General features: G+C 41.2%; 18 protein-coding genes. 11 read left to right on the top strand and 7 right to left on the bottom strand.

The genetic code is table 11. From position 1 onward, the window contains the following. Positions 1-36: 36 nt before the first annotated feature. On the top strand, positions 37-2,268 hold the full coding sequence (psaB, locus tag UYC_RS0125300; protein WP_016879709.1) for a photosystem I core protein PsaB: 2,232 nt from the start codon (positions 37-39) through the stop codon (positions 2,266-2,268). A 96-nt stretch (positions 2,269-2,364) separates the two neighbouring features. Here psaB and UYC_RS0125295 read toward each other — a convergent pair whose 3' ends face one another. Continuing rightward, positions 2,365-2,769, bottom strand: a complete 405-nt coding sequence (locus UYC_RS0125295; RefSeq protein ID WP_016874504.1) for a GFA family protein — start codon at positions 2,767-2,769, stop codon at positions 2,365-2,367. 223 nt (positions 2,770-2,992) lie between these two features. Further along, the gene (locus tag UYC_RS0125290; RefSeq protein WP_016874505.1) at positions 2,993-3,274 is read right to left on the bottom strand and encodes a helix-turn-helix transcriptional regulator; all 282 of its coding nucleotides are present in this window, start codon (positions 3,272-3,274) and stop codon (positions 2,993-2,995) included. A 30-nt stretch (positions 3,275-3,304) separates the two neighbouring features. Between UYC_RS0125290 and UYC_RS0125285 the strand changes: the two genes are divergently transcribed. From UYC_RS0125285 to UYC_RS0125265, 4 genes are all read left to right on the top strand, one after another. Then, positions 3,305-3,505 (top strand): DUF433 domain-containing protein, encoded by a 201-nt coding sequence (locus tag UYC_RS0125285; protein ID WP_016874506.1) that lies wholly within the window; start codon positions 3,305-3,307, stop codon positions 3,503-3,505. A gap of 157 nt (positions 3,506-3,662) precedes the next feature. Beyond that, entirely contained in the window at positions 3,663-4,130 is a 468-nt protein-coding gene (locus UYC_RS0125280; RefSeq protein WP_016874507.1) for an REP-associated tyrosine transposase, read from the top strand. Between the two features lie 358 nt (positions 4,131-4,488). Further along, complete coding sequence (locus UYC_RS0125275) at positions 4,489-5,397, top strand: DNA-methyltransferase (protein ID WP_016874508.1); 909 nt, start codon at positions 4,489-4,491, stop codon at positions 5,395-5,397. A 265-nt stretch (positions 5,398-5,662) separates the two neighbouring features. Continuing rightward, complete coding sequence (locus UYC_RS0125265; protein ID WP_016874510.1) at positions 5,663-6,691, top strand: SGNH/GDSL hydrolase family protein; 1,029 nt, start codon at positions 5,663-5,665, stop codon at positions 6,689-6,691. 93 nt (positions 6,692-6,784) lie between these two features. Here the strand turns inward: UYC_RS0125265 and UYC_RS0125260 are convergent, their stop codons facing one another. Continuing rightward, positions 6,785-7,429 (bottom strand): response regulator transcription factor, encoded by a 645-nt coding sequence (locus UYC_RS0125260; protein WP_016874511.1) that lies wholly within the window; start codon positions 7,427-7,429, stop codon positions 6,785-6,787. A gap of 861 nt (positions 7,430-8,290) precedes the next feature. On the opposite strand from UYC_RS0125260, the gene UYC_RS0125255 reads away from it, so the two are divergent. Then, entirely contained in the window at positions 8,291-9,013 is a 723-nt protein-coding gene (locus tag UYC_RS0125255) for a rhomboid family intramembrane serine protease (protein ID WP_016879707.1), read from the top strand. A 131-nt stretch (positions 9,014-9,144) separates the two neighbouring features. On the opposite strand, the gene smpB is transcribed toward UYC_RS0125255, so the two are convergent. Continuing rightward, entirely contained in the window at positions 9,145-9,612 is a 468-nt protein-coding gene (smpB, locus tag UYC_RS0125250; protein ID WP_016874513.1) for an SsrA-binding protein SmpB, read from the bottom strand. A 257-nt stretch (positions 9,613-9,869) separates the two neighbouring features. On the opposite strand from smpB, the gene UYC_RS0125245 reads away from it, so the two are divergent. After that, on the top strand, positions 9,870-10,157 hold the full coding sequence (locus tag UYC_RS0125245; protein ID WP_016874514.1) for a WGxxGxxG family protein: 288 nt from the start codon (positions 9,870-9,872) through the stop codon (positions 10,155-10,157). 324 nt (positions 10,158-10,481) lie between these two features. Here UYC_RS0125245 and UYC_RS0125240 read toward each other — a convergent pair whose 3' ends face one another. Both UYC_RS0125240 and UYC_RS0125235 read right to left on the bottom strand, forming a co-directional pair. After that, entirely contained in the window at positions 10,482-11,915 is a 1,434-nt protein-coding gene (locus tag UYC_RS0125240; RefSeq protein ID WP_016874515.1) for an IctB family putative bicarbonate transporter, read from the bottom strand. 184 nt (positions 11,916-12,099) lie between these two features. Beyond that, positions 12,100-13,647, bottom strand: coding sequence for a GAF domain-containing sensor histidine kinase (locus UYC_RS0125235; RefSeq protein ID WP_016874516.1), 1,548 nt, complete (start codon positions 13,645-13,647; stop codon positions 12,100-12,102). A 667-nt stretch (positions 13,648-14,314) separates the two neighbouring features. Between UYC_RS0125235 and UYC_RS0125230 the strand changes: the two genes are divergently transcribed. The 4 genes from UYC_RS0125230 (at position 14,315) to UYC_RS0125215 (ending at position 18,724) form a co-directional block, all read left to right on the top strand. After that, complete coding sequence (locus UYC_RS0125230; protein ID WP_016874517.1) at positions 14,315-15,481, top strand: DegT/DnrJ/EryC1/StrS family aminotransferase; 1,167 nt, start codon at positions 14,315-14,317, stop codon at positions 15,479-15,481. Positions 15,482-15,524: 43 nt separating this feature from the next. Further along, positions 15,525-16,469 carry a cyanoexosortase B gene (crtB, locus tag UYC_RS0125225; protein WP_016874518.1) on the top strand — a complete coding sequence of 315 codons (945 nt, stop codon included), beginning with the start codon at positions 15,525-15,527 and terminating at the stop codon, positions 16,467-16,469. Between the two features lie 49 nt (positions 16,470-16,518). Further along, positions 16,519-17,175, top strand: coding sequence for a peptide-methionine (S)-S-oxide reductase MsrA (msrA, locus tag UYC_RS0125220; RefSeq protein ID WP_016874519.1), 657 nt, complete (start codon positions 16,519-16,521; stop codon positions 17,173-17,175). 640 nt (positions 17,176-17,815) lie between these two features. Next, complete coding sequence (locus tag UYC_RS0125215) at positions 17,816-18,724, top strand: SDR family NAD(P)-dependent oxidoreductase (protein ID WP_016874520.1); 909 nt, start codon at positions 17,816-17,818, stop codon at positions 18,722-18,724. A gap of 20 nt (positions 18,725-18,744) precedes the next feature. On the opposite strand, the gene UYC_RS0125210 is transcribed toward UYC_RS0125215, so the two are convergent. Next, positions 18,745-19,944: a serine/threonine protein kinase gene (locus UYC_RS0125210; RefSeq protein WP_016874521.1), complete on the bottom strand. Its 1,200-nt coding sequence runs from the start codon at positions 19,942-19,944 to the stop codon at positions 18,745-18,747. Positions 19,945-20,027: the final 83 nt, after the last annotated feature.

Genomic DNA, 20,027 nt, shown 5'->3' with positions numbered 1-20,027 from the left:
ACCTGATGGCTAAAAGTCAGAGGATTTCTCAAACCTATGGCGACAAAATTTCCAAAATTTAGCCAGGATCTCGCGCAAGACCCGACGACACGTCGGATCTGGTATGCGATGGCTACAGGAAATGACTTTGAAAGCCATGATGGCATGACAGAAGAAAATCTTTACCAAAAGATTTTCGCTACTCACTTCGGTCATGTGGCAATCATTTTCCTGTGGGCATCCAGCCTCCTATTTCACGTAGCCTGGCAAGGTAACTTTGAACAGTGGATTAAAGATCCTCTTCACATCCGTCCGATCGCTCATGCGATTTGGGACCCTCAATTTGGTAAGCCCGCAATCGAAGCTTTCACCCAAGGTGGAGCTAACTATCCGGTAAACATTGCTTACTCTGGTGTTTATCACTGGTGGTACACCATCGGTATGCGGACGAACAGCGACCTATACATGGGTTCTGTGTTCCTCCTCATCCTGGCATCAGTGTTCTTGTTTGCTGGTTGGTTGCACTTGCAACCCAAGTTCCGTCCTAGCCTCTCTTGGTTTAAGAGTGCAGAGCCTCGCCTCAATCACCACCTCGCAGGTTTGTTTGGTGTTAGCTCTCTGGCTTGGGCTGGTCACTTGATTCACGTTGCTATCCCCGAATCTCGCGGACAGCACGTAGGTTGGGATAACTTCTTGAGCACTCTGCCCCACCCGGCAGGCTTGCAACCCTTCTTTACTGGTAACTGGGGAGTTTACGCTTCTAACCCCGATACTGCAAACCACGTATTTGGTACTTCCCAAGGTGCTGGTACAGCGATTTTGACCTTCTTAGGTGGCTTCCATCCTCAGACAGAATCGCTGTGGCTGACCGATATGGCTCACCACCACTTGGCGATCGCTGTAATTTTCATCGTCGCCGGCCATATGTACCGGACTAATTTTGGAATTGGACACAGCATCAAAGAAATGCTGAACTCCAAATCTGGATTAGTACCTGGTAGCAAGAGTGAAGGTCAGTTCAACCTGCCTCACCAAGGTTTGTACGACACCTATAACAACTCCCTACACTTCCAGTTGGGTATTCACCTAGCTGCTTTGGGAACTGTAACCTCCTTGGTAGCACAGCATATGTATGCTATGCCTCCTTATGCCTTCATCGGTAAGGACTACACAACCCAAGCCGCTCTTTATACTCACCACCAATACATCGCTATTTTCTTGATGCTTGGTGCTTTTGCTCACGGTGCCATCTTCTGGGTTCGTGACTACGATCCCGAACAAAATAAGGGCAACGTACTAGAGCGCGTACTCAAGCATAAGGAAGCGATTATCTCTCACCTGAGCTGGGTATCCCTATTCTTAGGCTTCCACACCTTAGGTCTGTACGTTCACAACGACGTAGTTGTTGCTTTCGGCACACCAGAGAAGCAAATCCTGATCGAACCTGTGTTTGCTCAGTTCATCCAAGCTTCTCACGGTAAAGTACTCTACGGACTAAACGTCCTGTTGTCTAACCCAGACAGCGTTGCTTACACAGCCTACCCCAACTACGGCAACGTTTGGTTGCAAGGTTGGTTGGATGCAATTAACTCTGGTACTAACTCCCTGTTCTTAACTATCGGCCCTGGCGACTTCTTAGTACACCACGCCTTCGCATTGGCTATCCACACCACCGTTCTCGTACTCGTGAAAGGTGCTTTGGATGCCCGTGGTTCTAAGCTAATGCCCGATAAAAAAGACTTCGGTTATGCCTTCCCTTGCGATGGCCCCGGTCGTGGCGGTACTTGCGACATCTCCGGTTGGGACGCTTTCTACCTAGCTACTTTCTGGGCATTAAACACAGTTGGTTGGGTAACCTTCTACTGGCACTGGAAGCACCTGGGAATTTGGCAAGGCAACGTAGCTCAATTTAACGAATCCTCTACATACCTGATGGGCTGGTTCCGCGATTATCTCTGGGCTAACTCCGCTCAGTTAATTAACGGATACAACCCCTACGGCATGAACAACCTGTCTGTTTGGGCTTGGATGTTCCTGTTCGGACACCTAGTTTGGGCAACTGGCTTCATGTTCCTGATCTCCTGGAGAGGTTACTGGCAAGAGTTGATTGAAACTCTTGTTTGGGCACACGAGCGTACTCCACTAGCAAACCTAGTTCGCTGGAAGGACAAGCCCGTTGCTCTGTCTATCGTTCAAGCTCGTTTGGTTGGTTTAACTCACTTCACTGTGGGCTATGTTCTAACTTACGCAGCATTCCTAATTGCCTCGACGGCTGGTAAGTTCGGTTAATTCGGCTGCTAGTTTTGTAGGTAATTAATTGAAATCCCCTGCCAGTGGCGGGGGATTTTTTATGGTGGGGCAAGATGTCCACCTCAAAAGCAGGCACTATGGCATCTTGGCAATCTTAGGCAAATCCGGGTTCATGTAATCCCACGGTTGAGCACTGGCTGTATAAATATCCATAGTCGGTCGGAACCAGCTTGGATCGTCAAGACTCCCAGCCATAATGCCCATAAATTCAGGAATTGGAGGCTTGCTAAATAATCGAGAACCGCAGTTTGGGCAAAAGCCTCGACCAACAATGTTGCCGCTATCACCAATCACCTCATAGTATTTCACCTCTCCGGTGATAGTGACTGCACTCTGGGGCACAAGAAGCCCGGACGCATAAGCAGTTCCCGTCGCACGTTGACAATCGCGACAGTGGCAATTTCCCATCGCAATGGGTTCAGCCGAACATTCGTAGCGGACTGCTCCGCATAGACAACCGCCAGTAAATTTGATCGTCATAAGAAAACCTCTCCTTGGAATTTTCACTTCTTGGACGCGGGTGCAGCTCAATTCCAGTGGCTAGCAACCAAAATATGGTGCTTGCAGCACTTCTGACTTCCAAAATAGCGATCGCACAAAATTTTTTCTTACAAATTCTTGCTTTTTTTTACGGGTTTATGCGATGCTCTCGAAAAATCTTAGGTGTGACTCCAAGTAGGCGCTTAAAATGACTAGTGAAATGTCATTGATTAGCAAAGCCGACTTTATAAGTAATATCCGCAATTGACAAGTCAGTTTTAAGCAGGAGTTCGCGAGCCTGCTCGATTCGGCACTTGAGATGACAAATTGATGAGGTGAGTATCCCGTTGACTGTTTGAATAAAAATAATGAACACTAAACTTGTTAAATCCCTGATCCAATTTATTCTATACCTCTCTAATAAATAGCGATCGCCATTCATTAAATAGTCAAAGTTATGCAAAACTGGCAAGAACACATCAGCATCAATCCCAAAATATGTCATGGAAAACCGTGCATCAAGGGTACACGCATCATGTTATCAGTCATCCTTGATAATCTTGTTGAAGGACTAACTTTTGAAGAGATTATTCAGGAGTACCCACCATTGACTTTTGAAGATATTAGAGCTGCTATTGCTTATGCAGCCCAATTAACTAGAGAAGAAGAATTATTGCCGTTTCAGTTGAATAATCAAAAGAATTGTTTTGTGGGATGGGTGTCTCACCCGTCCTAGATTAAAAACAGGTAAAATTTCTACAATCTTAAGTAAAGATATTAAACTTTCTCTTTTTAGAATTTAAATTTTCTCTTTTTGGAATGGGAAAAATAAATAAAGGGGCGGGCAAGATGCCCACCCCACAAGATAAATAACAATTACCTTCCTGTCCCATATGCAAGAGCCAAAGTTTAAAATTACCCAAAGAACCTTACCTCATTGGGAATTAGATGGAGCAGTTTATTTTCTTACTTTTAATACTTGGGAAAAGTTAGAACTTACCCCAGAAGCTAGGCAAGTAGTATTTGATGCTTGTCTATTTTTTAATAACAAGAGATATAACATTTATATCTTTGTTGTAATGGCAGACCATGTCCATATACTAATTCAGCCTTGGTTCAAATTAGATAATGAATTTTGGTCACTTAGTAGCATTATGAAAAGTATCAAAGGTTATAGTGCTAAAAAAATTCCTAAGTTAATGAAACATACAGGTACAATCTGGCAAGATGAGCGATACGATCGCATTATTAGAAATGAAGAAGAGTTTCAGACATATTGGGATTACATTAGGCAAAATCCTGTCAAAGCTGCTCTTTCAAAAACTCCTGAAGATTATCCCTTTTTCTGGCAAGCTTCTTAACAAGAATTTTGTAGAAACATTTCTTGTGGGGTGGGCATCTTGCCCGCCCCTTTAAAAAATACGTACACTATAAACTAGTTTAAAATAGCAAAAAATAGCAAGCCTATATTATTGGCAAGCTTCTTAACAAGAATTTTGTAGAAACATCTCTTGTGAGGTGGGCATCTTGCCCGCCCCTTTAAAAAATACGTACACTATAAACTAGTTTAAAATAGCAAAAAATAGCAAGCCTATATTATTGGCAAGCTTCTTAACAAGAATTTTGTAGAAACATCTCTTGTGGGGTGGGCATCTTGCCCGCCCCTTCAAAGTGTATATAAACTATAAACTAGTTCTTTATTCTCAAACAACATAACCCTTGAAATCCAAACAAATAACTTTACAGCAATCTATAAATTTGATTCCCTATTACACTCAAAACTACGGTGCAATATATCTTGGTGATACCCAAGAACTAATTAAATGTATTGAAGACAGCAGTATTAATTTAATTCTTACTTCCCCTCCATTTGCGCTCACCCGTAAAAAAGAATACGGTAACGAAAGTGCAGAAAAATATATTGAATGGTTTCTACCTTTTGCCTACGAATTTAAAAGAGTACTTGCAGATGATGGTTCATTTGTGCTTGATTTAGGTGGTGCTTACCTACCCGGAAATCCTGTGCGGAGTATCTACCAATATGAGCTTTTAGTGAGGTTGTGTAAAGAAATTGGTTTTTTTCTAGCTCAAGAATTTTATCACTACAATCCGGCAAGACTACCTACCCCAGCTGAGTGGGTGACAATTAGGCGTATTCGCGTGAAAGACTCAGTAAATGTTGTTTGGTGGTTATCGAAAACTCCTCACCCCAAAGCCGACAATAGAAAAGTCTTAAAACCATACAGTGAGAGTATGAAGCAATTACTGAAAAATGGCTATAAAGCCAAAATGCGTCCTAGCGGGCATGATATTTCCGAGCAATTCCAAAAAGATAATAAGGGCGCAATTCCACCTAATTTGCTAGAAATTGCTAATACTGAATCAAATAGCGCCTACTTACGTTGCTGTAAATTAAAGGGAATACAACCGCATCCCGCACGTTTTCCTCAAGGTTTTGCAGAGTTTTTTATCAAATTTTTGACTGATGAAGGCGATACTGTTTTAGATCCATTTGCGGGTTCCAATACTACTGGTTTTGTTGCAGAAACCTTGCAAAGACAATGGATTTCATTTGAAATTAATGAGGATTATGTAATTGGCAGTCGTTGTAGATTTGTAGATGAGTAGCAGTTTCCTGTAAGAGTAGAACGCACAAAATCATCCTATGGTTAAATCTAAGGATGAAGATAGTATAAAAAATCAAATGAAATTTATACTACTAGGAAAAAACATTAAAGATACTGTAAAAACGAATCTCCTAAGCTAGCTAATTACACCGATACAGTGTAAATACTGTAAAAGGTAATTATTTAGCTGATTCAAGAAATTTCCTGCAATCAGCCGAGAAACGCTGTCATTGGACAAAATAGTAGCAATAGGAGAAACTTACAAGATGAGGAACGTTTATTTGTTGGCAGCAGGCTTAATTGCAGGATTAGCTGTTCCAGTCACAACGTTGCCACAGCCGTTGATTTTCGAGCAAAAAAGTAATCAACTACAGTTGAGTACAAACGAGAGTTCGCAGGCAGTAGCAGGTGAAACAGTAGCTTCATCGGTGGAAACTCCCTCACCAGATTTTAGCAACCAGAAATTGCCCATATCAGTTGAATCCTCTGTTCAGTCAATATACCAACCTACTCGGAGATTTTTATCTGGCAGTCAACTTTACTACCATAGATTAGCTGCTCTGAAAGCTGGTCAAATTTATACACGCTTAAGCGAAGATGAATTACAGTCCTTATCGCAGTCTGGGAAAAAGTCCCAACTCACTTATGAAGACTGGAAAAGCCTATTGGCAATGGAAGCCAGAGCAATGGTGAAAGGACAAGGCGCAAATCGTCTAAATGTCTTAGTTGGTGATTCTTTAAGTATGTGGTTCCCCAATGAAAAGCTACCTAGCGGAAAATTATGGTTAAATCAGGGGATATCTGGTGATACTTCTAGTGGCATCCTCAACAGATTGTCTGCTTTTGCCGCAACCAAACCAGAGGTAATTTACGTGATGGCTGGAATTAATGATTTGCGTAAGGGTGTGAACGATCAGACAATTTTACGCAATTATCGTTTAATTCTTCGGCGCTTACGCCAAAATCATCCAGGTAGCTTAATTCTTGTTCAATCAATATTGCCAACTCGGCTTACTTCGATTTCTAATAGCCGAATTCGTCGTATTAATAGTCAGCTAGCTTTAATCGCTCGACAAGAAAAAGCCAGTTATCTGAATTTACATGATTGGTTTGCTGACTTTCAAGGCAATTTGCGATCAGAACTGACTACAGATGGGTTACATCTAAGTAAAAATGGATATGAAGTTTGGCAAGTCGTGCTAGAGCAGATGGAATCTCACTTTGCGATTGGAAAAGTAGGGCAAGAGTCTTTAGGGCAGGCTACGCGATCGCAACAGCAACAACAGCAACAATAAATTTAGAAATAAATTATAGTTTATTACTTTTTGTAAAGTTTAATAGGTTAGTCAGATTTTATTTTTTGAATAAAAAATTATTAGCTGGTTTCGCTATTCCACCAAGCCATGTTTAATAGCAAAACGTACCAATTCTGCTCGGTTGTTAGTGGTAGTTTTTCTTAATAAACTGCTAACATACTTTTCCACTGTCCGAGGACTAAGGTGCAATTTTTGACCCATTTCAGCATTAGAAAGACCATGAGTCAAAAGTTCTAAAACTTCCTGTTCTCTAGGAGTTAGTTCGGAAAGTAACTCTACAGTAGTTGTAGGAGTGGATATACTCGCATTGTCTGGATAAGAAACATTATATGCAGATTGAATGAGTTGCGATCGCACCAAGAGATTGCGAATAGCTGCCCCTAGCTCTTCTAATTCAAAAGGTTTAGGTAAGTATAAATCGCACCCTGACTGGTAACCAAGAATTCTTTCCTGTGTTCTTGTTCGCGCTGTTAACAAAATTACAGGCAGCAACCGAAACAGAGGTTTTTGACGTACCTGGCGCACTAATTCATAACCATTCATCTGTGGCATAACAATGTCGGTGACTATTAAATCAGGATGGAACTCCTCCACCTTTGTCAAAGCCTCTTGACCGTCATTAGCAGTAATTACCGAGTAGCCAGAAAGTTCAAGATAATCGCTAATCGACAGACGAGTGCCTAGATCGTCGTCCACTACAAGGATAGTCAAGGGCATGGAAAATACACCCCTAGCATTTTTTCCTAAGAAATTTGCTTCTATAAACACTGTCAGCAAACACAGACAATAATAAGACTCTTATGTTTCATACTATGACAGGATTACCAATTCATAACACTCTGTAGAAGGAATTACATATATCTTCCATCCGCAAGAGGTATTATTTCAGTTGTATTCACAAAGTTAAACTTACATCTAAATAGCTGTAAAATCAGATCCAACTTTTTTATAATTTGTAACACATCATCAATCATAAGTCCTTAATCAAATTCAACTTAATTATACATATACATACATATATAGTTCTAACTTCAGAAATTCACAAACATGGGTAACAAAATTGTGTACAAAAAAATATATCCACTGCTTTGAATCTAGCATTAAAGTGAATGTCTATTATGACACATCTACAATTGGCAGTCTTCACCGCATAGAGATATTTTCTTATTTTCAACCATTATTTTTATGCCGTTGTTTATTCCCTAACTTTATCAATATTCCCAACTGTTTTATCAATAAATAACTTAATTCAAGGATTTTGGTACAAATTTTCAATTTTCCTTGACATATAAGCTTGTCACTTTACTTCACTATTAAGCAAATAAGTCAAGTGACGCTAAAGCAATAATTACTTTGAGCGATGATGTAGATTTTTTCAAAACACATTTTAAGTATAGCTTGATACCTGCACAATCACATTATGATTTAACTGAGGTGATTAGGTTTGGCATTTATCAAAACCTACCAACAACAGAAATATCTCTAATGTGGCGTACTAAATCTATCTAGAGGTTGGCAGAAAATACTCAACAAATTAGGTATTGTAAATCTTGTTCTAGAAAATTAACAAAAACTCCTGTGGTTCCAATTAGAGATAATAATCCGACCAAAATCACACCTTATGTTACTTATGGGCTGATTGCAGCTAACGTTCTCGCTTTTATTTATGAAGCGAGTTTACCTCCCCAGTATTTAGATGGTTTTTTTCACCTGTTTGCAGTAGTGCCACGAGAATTAACAGCTAGCTTTGGAGGTATCACCGTCAATCAACCAGTACCAGAATGGGTGACTCTGATTACTGCACAATTTTTGCATGGCGGTTTGCTACACCTAGCTGGCAATATGTTGTTTTTGTGGATTTTTGGCAACAACGTTGAGGACAAGTTGGGCCATGTTAAATATTTATTTTTCTATATAACTTGCGGTATTTTAGCAACCTTGGCTCAATGGTACTTCTCACAGACTTCCGCAGTTCCTTCATTGGGGGCAAGTGGGGCGATCGCTGGCGTCATGGGAGCATATATTATCCGCTTTCCTCAAGCAGAAGTTCTTGGCATAGTTCCCTTGGGGTTTTTCTTTCCTACCTTCCGGGTTCCGGCGTATTTCTTTCTCGGATTCTGGTTTATCCAACAAGCTTTTTACGGCGTTGCTAGCTTAGAAGCACCTACCAATATCGGTATGGAAAGTGGCGGTATTGCATACTGGGCACACGCTGGTGGTTTTCTATTTGGGGCAATTCTCGGCCCTGTGCTAGGTTTATTTAGAGAAGATTCAGAACAGGAAAAATTAACTGGGTATTAGGTATTGGTGATTGGTACTGGGTATGGGGTACTGGTGATTGGGGATTGGGCAAACAGGACAAGGAGAAGAATTTTCCCCTCTGCTCCTTGTCCTCTTCCTAGTCCCTAGTCCCTAGCCCCTAGCCCCTAATCTTAATAATTTTTCATCGCCCGTTGCATTTCACGCTGATCTTGGCGCTTTTTGATGTCTTCTCGCTTGTCATGGAGTTTCTTTCCTCTCACAAGAGCGATACTCACTTTCACCCAACCGCGTTTGAGGTACATTTTCAAAGGCACTAAAGTCAAACCTTGCTGTTCCACCTTGCCAATCAGTTTGCGAAGTTCTTGGCGATGCAGTAGTAGCTTGCGTGTGCGGCGCGGTTCGTGGTTAAAATATTGTCCGCTAGCTGTGTAAGGCGAAATATGTACGTTTATGAGCCATGCCTCTCCATTGCGAATCAAAGCATAGCCATCTTGGAGATTAACCCTACCTGCACGGATTGATTTAACCTCAGTTCCAGTCAACTGGATACCAGCCTCGTAAGTTTCGAGAATTTCATATAAATACCGGGCTTGCCGATTGTCACTAATAACTTTGTAACCGTCACTCTTATCGCTCATTGAGAATTGTACTTGTGCCTAAATGATGAATGAAAAATCTTCTAAACTGGCTAATGAATTTATAAAGGGCTATTAAACCAATATAAATGCTCAACTGGATATTAGTCTTATCCTAGCCTTGAGAGAGAATAATAGGAATTTATATATCTTAAGCGTGAGTAAAGAGAAAGTTTAGTTTATAGCCGCAGATTGATTCTGTTTATTGGGTGACTAGATACAGTGGTGAATAACTTAGAAACACGCGAGGAACTTTTACTATGAAAACTAATCTCACCCAAGCTGTAAGTGCTGGCGTTGTCGCCTTGAGCATGGCTATTTTGCCTTTAACTCTACCCGCACAAGCACAAGTTCAACAGACTCAACCTGGAGTCCAAACCACACCTGCACCACGTACTATAGTTGAGGAAGACGAAGGTTTCGATTGGGGTTGGCTAGGATTGCTCGGACTTTTAGGTTTGGCTGGTTTAGCTGGCAGAAAGCGCAATGACGAACCCACTCGATATCGCGATCCTAATGCTGTGGGTAGCACTACCTACAGAGAATAAATTTACCGATCAAATCTAAATTTGCTCCATAACACACACTGTTGGAAAGATGACTATATACAAAAAGCCTTGGAGGAAAATGTATCCAAGGCTTTTTTCAATTCATTTGATCACGGTGAAATTCTACAACCAAGCATGAAAATTTCTCTTGTCTGTTCCCTATCACCCTTCGGGTACTCTGCGAGAAGCCGCCCGGAGGGCGTCTACGCCAGTCCCCCTACCCTGGCGGGAAGCCGTACCTACTTCTATCCGCTCCGCGTCTACCGCGTCTACGTGACGGAGACCGCCAAGACGGGGGCTGGTCTCACCTGCCCCCTATCCCCTTTAGTTTGGTGCAGGTTCTGAACGAAGTGAATCTACCTGTTGAGTTTGAGCTTGATGTGAAGATGTCCAGTAGCTGGCAACTAAACCTACCAATAGCCACCAAATACTATTGACTGCTGGACGATACCACACGGTATCTACAAAACCATGACCCAGCATACCAGCCAAAGCCGTGATCGCTCCAATTAACCACAAACCGTCTACACTTGTTGATTGCCGAAATCTTTGCAGTTCCGACCAAGCTGTATTAAATATTACTATTAAAAGCCAGGCGAAACTAGCTAAACCAATAATTCCAGTCTCTACAGCCACTTCTAACAAAATCGAATAAGCGCTGAGGGCATTATAGCGAGGCAGTTGGTAGAACGGATAAATTTTATTAAAAACGTCATGTCCAGGGCCAATACCAAATACTGGATAGTCTTGAATCATTTTGATCGCTGCCATCCAGACATTGATGCGGAAGTTATTACTGCTATCACCACGCCCAGCAAAAATACTGAGAATGCGCAGGCGAAAAGTTTCTGAAAATCCAAAAGCGACAACAAACGCAGCCACAAAAAACCCTAAAAGCATAGGTACTAACCACATTCGCCAAAACCGGGGTAGGTACTCACCGTACCAGTAGCGCAGTAGCAACACCAGAACAACTAAACCAACAGCCAAACCAATAAAGCCACCACGGCTGTCGGCAAAACGGAAGCAGGCTAAATTGACAACCACCATCGTCATTGCTAAAGATTTTTGCACCCAACCCCGCCAAGCAAATACCGCTACTAAACTTAAAATCACAGCTGGCAGTAAATATCCAGCTAGCAAATTGGGATTTCCTAAATAACTATAAACTCTTGCATTCTTCGACAATGGCGATTCGGGATCAACCCAAGTTGCCAACTGTGCAGCACCAAAAAACTTCTGGCGCACCCCATAGACACCCACAAGTAAAGACATATGCAAATACAAAATCAGCAACCAAGAGCGAATCCGGGGTGAGGTGAGTATCCTGGCGCACAGTGCAAACAGCAGCAAATAGAGTGTAAAATTTATTAGCCCTGCTAAAGCTGCCTTTTTTTCTGGAGACAAGGCTGTAGCAACTACAGAAACTCCCCAAAAAAGCAATACCAACAAGTGAATTGGAGTGACAAACAGGGTATTTGGGGATGTGACTTCATCAGATAAAGTCAAAAGTAGCCAAAAGGCTCCACAAGCTAACAGCAATATCCCCAGCACTGCTGTATTATTCACAGTAAATGGTGCTAACAATAACACCAAGCTTACTAAAGCAGCCGAAATTATTTCTCCCCACTGCATCAAGATACTGGTTTGCCGCCAAGATCTCAATAAACCCACCAAAAAATTGTGTAGGTAGCTAGTGCCAAGATATTCTTTCAGTGGTAAATCGGATAAAGTAAATTTTTGCCAGATTAAATTCATAAGAGACTGTAAGCAATTAGCACAGAGTGCAGATTTAATGATACTTAGGGTAGCTCTAAAAGTTGAAAAACTTTCAACTCATAGTCCATGCTAATTGAAGACAGTTAATGCTTAAAGGCAAAAGAGAAAACTTGTATATATATTTTTGTGTTTGCCGTGCTGTGCCAGCCTAAAATTGTGTGTACTAAGAAGAAGTATTTGATGAAACATCACTCATTGCTTGGGCTTTTTGTTGATTCAGTGGCAAACTTAGGACATAACGGTATCCTGATTCTGATGAGCCTTGAATCGAAATGTAACCGCCATGTAATTCTGCCAACTCACAACTGAGCAACAAACCTAATCTCTCACGGGAAAGATTACCATGCTGCTGAGTCATCTCCAGGATACTCGAAACGGAAATTCTCCCGTTATGAAGCTGATCTATTGCTACTGGTAAGTTCAGTGTTGCTTCTTGGTTTTCTGGATGATCGTAAGTTTTTGTTTCACCTGCTAGTTCAAGTAATGGTGAGCTATTGAGACGAAAGTAGGGATCGACTTCTGTGATTCCGTCTCCTAACCAAGGATGGGAAACCCAAATCGTAATATTGAGTGTATTCTCCTTGTGAGAGACATGAATTCGGACAACGCTACCCGTAGCAGATAGTTGAATCACGCTGAAAATCAGGTGATACAACATTTGTCGCACCTTGTCTTTATCCAAAGGCCAAATGCGATTACGCCCTGGTTCAATAGAGAGGCGAATATCTTGCTTACAGCGATTGGCAGCTTCTTCAAGAGTATTTATCGCTTGTTGACATAGCATTTCAACATCTACAGGAGCAATATTTAGTGTTGTTTGGCTTTCATCCATTGCTCCGAGTTCAGTAATTTCATTAACTAAGGAAAGCAAGTACCGACCGCTATGTTGGATAATATCTAAATATTCTCTTTGCTTAGTAGTCAAAGGGCCGTAGATTTCCCGCCCAAGCACGCTAGCCATACCCAACACAGATGTTAAGGGTGTACGCAACTCCTGAGTTAACTGCTCCAAAAGCTTCAACTTGAGTTGGTTGGTTGGAACTGAATCTGTTTGAAATGCGGCTGGACTAATTTTGATTTCACTAGTACTAGCTTCTGGAAGTGACCAATTAGCAGTACTGATAGAAACTGTACTGCCTGGAACATTTTGTAGCAACCGATTGCGCTCAAATTCACTCATGCTCCAACGAGCGATGATTTGCAAAAACTCAATATCGCGATCAGTAAAATTGCGTGGTACCAAGTCCATTACAGCTAGCGCACCTAAACAATTTCCATAGGCGTCAATCAGTGGTGCTCCTAAATAAGCGCGAATGCCATAATCTTGCACTAACCTACTCGCAGCTAGCTCTGTATTTGCTAGGTGTCTAGTATCATTTATTACGACAGCCTGTGCACCTTCTACAACCTGAGTGCAAAAAGATTCCCAGCGTAACAATTGGCGATTTTGCGCCAACTGATTCATTAGCCCTAGTCTGGATAAACCCACTGCCGACTTAAACCAATGACGTTCCTGATCCACAAATCCCAAAATAGAAATCGGTGCTTCTAAAAAATGGGCTGCCGTTTGAGTGGCTTCTTCAAACACAGGAATGGTTTCTGGCTGTCGTAAACCTAATTCTGACAAAGCCTTAAGGCGTTGTTGCTCTCTAGTTTCTGGGGATTCCCAACCATCCTTTAGGGGTAAAAACTTATTTTCAGGCTCCACCATTCCCACCACTACCTTGATAATTTATCGATACTGTAATTCATATAACCACTGTTTATGGGTTATTCGCTACTCTTAAGCATTCCCCAATTTCGCTTCGGATCAACAAAGTAAGAGTAAAATTTTTAACTTACTAAAACTTTTTCATCCAGCTAACTACTTCTTTTGAAATAGTTGGTTGCCTCAGTAGACAGTACATATTCTCTATCTCTTATGCTGTGAATGTAATCCGTATTTATTGCAAAGCTGATACCCAAATACGTTAGTCTCGAAGTTGAACTGGGTAATATAAAACTTAGAAGCAAATAGAAACTAAACATTTACCCTAGTCTGTTCCCAAAAACATACTATAGAGCAATTTTTTTAAATAGAAGTAGCGTGTCTATTTTAAAAGAGTTGTGAAACTGTTAGCGAATGTTGTTTTTTCAAAAATTCTATAAATCAAAAATCAACAATGAGTATATAAAATATTTCACAACTTTATATTTACAAATTTGTTATTTTAAATTCAATTTCGAGAAAATCGTGAATCAAATCAATAGCTTTTAATAACTTGTGAAAACAAATGCATACTTGGAAGACACGACAAATTACATCAAGTATGGCATTAATTTAACAAGTATGTTAAGACTCTATTAATAAAAATTAAATATTAGATTTTTGAGTATTTATGAAAATGAATAATACACAGATTGCAATTCCTTTTGTAAACTTAAATTTCCAACATCAGTTAATTCAAAATCAACTGCAACAAGCAATTCAGGCTGTATTGGAACAGGGAGATTTTATTTTAGGAAAAGCACTTGCAGATTTTGAAGCTGCGTTTGCTGCTGCTTGTGGCACAGAATATGGAGTTGGTGTAGCCTCCGGCACCGATGCGATCGCCCTTGGTTTACAAGCTTGTAAGATTGGTTTTGGAGATGAAGTAATTCTGCCAGTAAACACTTTTGTGGCAACGCTGATTGGAGTTTTGCGTGCAGGAGCAAAACCAATTTTTGTCGATTGCGATCCTCGTACAGCTTTAATTGATTTAGAGGCAGCGGCAAGAGCAATTACATCGAAAACAAAAGCTATTATTCCCGTACATCTTTACGGTCAAATGGTATCGCCAAAACAGCTTTTGGACTTAGCTGATACTTACAAATTACTAATTTTTGAAGATGCAGCACAGGCACATCTAGCCGAGCGAGAAGGATATCGCGCTGGTTCAGTGGGAATTGCAGCAGCTTTTAGTTTTTACCCCAGCAAAAATTTGGGAGGAGTGGGTGATGGAGGAATGCTCGTAACGCGAGATCCAGATGTGGCTCAAACTATGATCCGTTTGCGCAATTATGGTGCATCTCAAAAGTATTTTCATACGGAAAGTGGTACAAATAGCCGCTTGGATACAATTCAAGCTGCTGTATTGCACCAAAAATTACCATATCTTGCCCAGTGGAATCACGATCGCCTCCAGATTGCCCAGGATTACGACACTGAACTAGCACCTTTGGCAGCCAATGGAATTATTCCTATCGAAAACCATAGTGGTGAAGGACACGTTTATCACCTTTACGTGATGAGAATTTGTGATTCTTGCCCTGTAGAACGTTCTGAAATTCAAGCACAACTCATGGCAGCAGGAATTCAAACAGGCATTCACTACCCAATTCCTTGTCATCTCCAGCCAGCATTTGCTGAGTTGGGTTATCAAGTCGGTGACTTTCCTCATGCTGAAATGCTGGCAAAGCAAATCTTATCGCTACCGATGTATCCAGGCTTGAGCAACAGCCAAGTTAAGGAAATTTCGAGTGCGATCGCTGCTGAACTACCAACGCATCTTCCCGTTGCAATCTAGGTGTAATGGTTAATGGTTTGATTATTGACTCTAGCTAAAAATTATGATCGTTCGGCGTCAAGTAAAATATTGGCTTTCGCCACAATTGTTCAACCTGCTAATTGTCGGTACTTTAGGGCTGCTGTATGCTCCCGTTGTGCTGCATTGGCTTGATGGTTGGTTGCACAAAAATATTAGTACAGAACACGAATATTTTAGTCACGGTATAATCGGTTTACCCTTTGCTGCTTATATAACTTGGACACAGCGAAAATTATGGCAAAGACTGCCAGATCGTACTCATCCCTTGGGCGCTGTATTGTTGTTGGTAGGGGGAGTTTTTTATCTGAGCGGACTTAGCGAATGGGTGAATCTTTCCTTTAGTGCGATCCTAACAGGATTGTGCTTGTGGCTCAAAGGGATTCCAGGCTTGAAATTGCAAAGATTTCCCCTGCTATTAATTTTTCTGGCAACGCCAACTTTAGTTCCTTACTTAATTGCTCCTTATACTTTCCCCTTGCAAAGCTTCATTGCTGGCACTGCGGGCTTTATATTAAATCAATTTGGTATGGCGGTAACTGTCGATGGCATCAATATATATGTAGAAGAACGGATTGTGGAAGTTGCCCCTTACTGTGCGGGGTTAAAAATGCTGTTGACAACTCTTTACGTTAGCTTGATGCTACTTTATTGGACTGGTGCTCTGTCTTCTCGTCGCATAAGCATTTCATTTCTATCTATTGCCGTGTTAATTAGCGTGAGTGGCAATATTGTTCGCAACACTTTACTGGCATACTTTCACGGTACAGCTCAAGAAGGTGCTTTTCATTGGTTGCATGACAGTTGGGGTGGAGACATATTTTCGGGAATATTGCTGTTATTGTTAATACCAATTTTGAATTGGATTAATAGCTATTTCTCTGAAACTACACTAACTCAGCCAGAGGGGGGAAATTATGAAGAAGATAGAAGAGAAAACCCACCCACTAGCGATCGCCATAATCTTTAAAATATGTAAGTAAAGTCAAAATATTTCTCAGAATTCAGAGATAAAATCAATGGTGCTATTTGGATTTGGTAAAAAATTATCCCTGCCCACTCCCGATCAGGCTTTGCCAGGGCGGGCTGAGGCTATGCCAGTCACCAATCGTCATTATGTTAACGGCAATCCCATCAAACCTCCATTTCCAGAAGGTATGGAAATAGCCATATTTGGTATGGGGTGTTTTTGGGGTGCAGAACGCAAATTTTGGCAATTATCTGGAGTATACACTACAGCAGTCGGCTACGCAGCAGGCGTAACGCCCAACCCCACATACCGAGAAGTCTGTAGCGGCATGACAGGTCATAATGAAGTGGTTCTGGTTGTCTACGATCCCAAAGTAATTAGTTACAGCGATATACTCAAAGTCTTTTGGGAAAATCACGATCCCACTCAAGGAATGCGTCAAGGTAACGACGTTGGCACTCAGTACCGTTCTGGCATTTATGTTTATTCTGAGGAACAAAGAAAGTTAGCAGAAGCATCGCGAGATGCGTATCAAAAAGCTCTCAAAGAAGCAGGTTACGGAAATATTACTACAGAAATTCTGGATGCGCCTGAGTTTTACTACGCAGAAGACTATCACCAGCAGTATTTAGCCAAAAATCCTGGTGGTTATTGCGGCTTAGGTGGGACAAATGTTAGTTGCCCTGTAGGATTAGTTGAATCTTAATTTTTAAAGTCACAGCTCCCCGACTTTTCACAAAAGTCGGGGAGCTTATTGTGAACTAAAATTGCAAAGCAAAAATCATATTTTAGAAATCGAACACAGATGGACACAGATGAACACAGATAATTTATCCGTGTGCATCTGTGTTTATCTGTGGTCGTTATCACTTAAAAATTAATGTGAGTTCAGTTAATTGACATTAAATGTTTATTTCTAAAATTTTTAGAGTAGCTTATTTTATTGAAAAATAAGCATTTTTTGGAATATTTGTGAAAAAAAGTAAGTTATCTCTCAACGAATATTAAGAAAAACTTATACAAAAAATACAGTTTAGTCTGCATACATATATATGCATTTGTTGCTTATGAGTATTAAGAAATACTAATTAAAAAATATTGCAGGTGCTTGATTTAATTGCTAGATTGTGTATGTGCAAAGATACACGTGAATCCTAAGTATTTAGGAGAGGAGCGAACTATGAGTTATATCCATGCTGCCGATCGCGTCAAGTGTTGATTTTCGGTTGTGGATGTTTAGTTAGATAAAATTTCGTCTTACTGATACCGGATTGCGAAAAAGCTCTCATAGCATCTGTAGATGACAAAGGTGCGGTAAGACTAGAATTCTGGAGGTTTTTAATTCCATGAATATTCAGGGCAAAGTGGCTCTAGTAACAGGGGCTTCCCGTGGGATTGGACGTGCGATCGCTCTAGAACTAGCGCAACAAGGCATGAAACGACTGATCTTAGTGGCACGCGATCGCCATAAGTTAGCAGAGGTAGCCAAAGAAATCGAGGCAATGGGAGTAGAAGCCGCGATTATGGCAGTTGATTTGACTAAGCCAGTGTTTGTTCATGTTGCGATCGCCCAACTGTGGCGCAGTTACGGGCCAATTCATATATTAGTCAATTGTGCAGGCGTCGCATACCAAAACTCTTTTTTGCAATCTAAACTTCCCCAGGTTCAAGAAGAACTATCTCTCAATTTATTGGGAACTTACTCTTTAACTCACATGATGGCTCGACGGATGGCAAGCCGCAGAGAAGGGGTAATAGTTAACGTTTCTAGCTTGATGGGGAAAGTAGCCGCTCCAACGATGGCGACATATTCAGCTACCAAATTTGCGATCGTTGGATTTACTCAAGCTTTGCGCAGTGAGTTAGCTCCATATAATATTCGGGTGATGGCATTGCTGCCAACTCTTACAGATACAGATATGGTACGAGATTTAGAGTTATTTCGTTGGGTAATGCCAATGACTCCTCAAAAAGTAGCGAAAGCACTTGTTGCTGGCTTACAAAAAGATTCACCAGAAATTTTAGTGGGATGGCAAAGTCATATCGCAGTCTGGTGTCAACGCCTTGCTCCTTGGTTGCTGGAGAAGGTATTACAAATTGCAACTCCAAAGGTAGGGGATAGGGGACAGGGAACAGGGGACAGGGAACAGGGGATAGGAAATAGGGGACAGGGAACAGGGGACAGGGAACAGGGAACAGGGAACAGGGAACAAGGATTTTTACTACAGATCCACTCCCCCACTCCTCTTCTGTAACCTATAACCTGTAACCTGTATTACAACAAAGATGCGATAAAGGCGATCGCTCCTCCCCACAAAATCAAACTAAAAGGTGCACCAATTAAAAGTCCAGCGATCGCCCAACCTCTTTGATGCTCTTTAAAGTGTTGCACGCTGCGCCAGCGTTTGCTTCTCCAAGCCCATTCATTACCTTTGGCACCAAGTAAGATTGTCATAATCCACCCGACTGAGGGAAATAAACAGATCAATCCAATCCAAACTTGATTAGTCCATAACCAAAACCAAGGCATGAGAAATGCACCCCAATTCCAGCCGAGAATTTCATCAGGGACTTGTTCCTTGGTATTGTTGATACCGCACCCAGAGTTGTTAATTAATTCTCGTGGCGGTAATTCTACCAACTTATTTCTAACTGACTTGTTAACAACCAAACCTGATTTTAAAGCTTCTAATGCTTGGCGAGCATTGGCAAATCTTTGTTCTGGTGCTGGTGCTGTCATTTTCTCTAGCCAGCCAGCAAAACTGGAACTGATGGTAACTCGCTCAACAAATTGAATCTGCAAATTGGATTGAGGTAATTCAGATGGAGAAATGCCAGTTAGTAAATGAATCAACGTTGCTCCGAGTGCATACAAGTCGGATGCTGGAGTTGCCTTACCACCATATTGCTCCATGGGAGCGTAACCATAGGTTCCCACAATGGTAAAAGTTACTCCCTCTCTAGTGGCTTGATTTTGAACTGCGCCAAAATCCACTAAATAAATATGATTATCTGCTCCCCAGATTAAATTACTCGGCTTAATATCCCGATGCAACACTGGTGGATGCAACTCGTGCAGAACTTTCAGAATATTTAAAACCTCAACGGCAATTTTGCGAACTTGCTTTTCTGTAAATCTATGTCCTTGAGCAAGTTTTTCTTTGAGGGATATACCAGGAATATATTGTTGTACTAAGCCAAACCAGAGTACTCGGTCATCAATACAAAAATTATCGACATACTTGGGAATACGGCGATGATTAAGATTTTGAAGAATTTGTGCTTCTCGCTCAAAAAGTTTAAGGTCATCCCACTGTACAGTACCACCAAAGACTAGGAGTTTGACAACAACTAGTGCATTTTCTGGATCGGGGGCTTGTAAATCATTAGCTAGCCAGGTTTGGCGAACTCCATTGTTACCAAGTTGGCATTGAAGTTGATAACGGTTTTGTAAGATTTGGTTTACTTGCAGCATCTGAAACTTGCTTTCTCACCAGCCTGATTATTTCAATCTAGCTACAAGTACAAACTCTTATAACACTCTCAGGTAGTACCTTC

Origin of the sequence: Chlorogloeopsis fritschii PCC 6912, from assembly GCF_000317285.1 — a bacterium.
Lineage (GTDB): Bacteria > Cyanobacteriota > Cyanobacteriia > Cyanobacteriales > Nostocaceae > Chlorogloeopsis > Chlorogloeopsis fritschii.
The sequence above is the reverse complement of the archived record's forward strand: the minus strand, read 5'-3'. Positions and strand labels throughout refer to the sequence as shown.

Coding starts and splice junctions, on each gene's coding strand:
- psaB (WP_016879709.1), top strand. CDS start 37: ATGGCGACAAAATTTCCAAAATTTAGCCAGGATCTCGCGCAAGACCCG.
- UYC_RS0125295 (WP_016874504.1), bottom strand. CDS start 2,769: ATGACGATCAAATTTACTGGCGGTTGTCTATGCGGAGCAGTCCGCTAC.
- UYC_RS0125290 (WP_016874505.1), bottom strand. CDS start 3,274: ATGACATATTTTGGGATTGATGCTGATGTGTTCTTGCCAGTTTTGCAT.
- UYC_RS0125285 (WP_016874506.1), top strand. CDS start 3,305: ATGTTATCAGTCATCCTTGATAATCTTGTTGAAGGACTAACTTTTGAA.
- UYC_RS0125280 (WP_016874507.1), top strand. CDS start 3,663: ATGCAAGAGCCAAAGTTTAAAATTACCCAAAGAACCTTACCTCATTGG.
- UYC_RS0125265 (WP_016874510.1), top strand. CDS start 5,663: ATGAGGAACGTTTATTTGTTGGCAGCAGGCTTAATTGCAGGATTAGCT.
- UYC_RS0125260 (WP_016874511.1), bottom strand. CDS start 7,429: ATGCCCTTGACTATCCTTGTAGTGGACGACGATCTAGGCACTCGTCTG.
- smpB (WP_016874513.1), bottom strand. CDS start 9,612: ATGAGCGATAAGAGTGACGGTTACAAAGTTATTAGTGACAATCGGCAA.
- UYC_RS0125245 (WP_016874514.1), top strand. CDS start 9,870: ATGAAAACTAATCTCACCCAAGCTGTAAGTGCTGGCGTTGTCGCCTTG.
- UYC_RS0125240 (WP_016874515.1), bottom strand. CDS start 11,915: ATGAATTTAATCTGGCAAAAATTTACTTTATCCGATTTACCACTGAAA.
- UYC_RS0125235 (WP_016874516.1), bottom strand. CDS start 13,647: ATGGTGGAGCCTGAAAATAAGTTTTTACCCCTAAAGGATGGTTGGGAA.
- UYC_RS0125230 (WP_016874517.1), top strand. CDS start 14,315: ATGAAAATGAATAATACACAGATTGCAATTCCTTTTGTAAACTTAAAT.
- crtB (WP_016874518.1), top strand. CDS start 15,525: ATGATCGTTCGGCGTCAAGTAAAATATTGGCTTTCGCCACAATTGTTC.
- msrA (WP_016874519.1), top strand. CDS start 16,519: ATGGTGCTATTTGGATTTGGTAAAAAATTATCCCTGCCCACTCCCGAT.
- UYC_RS0125215 (WP_016874520.1), top strand. CDS start 17,816: ATGAATATTCAGGGCAAAGTGGCTCTAGTAACAGGGGCTTCCCGTGGG.
- UYC_RS0125210 (WP_016874521.1), bottom strand. CDS start 19,944: ATGCTGCAAGTAAACCAAATCTTACAAAACCGTTATCAACTTCAATGC.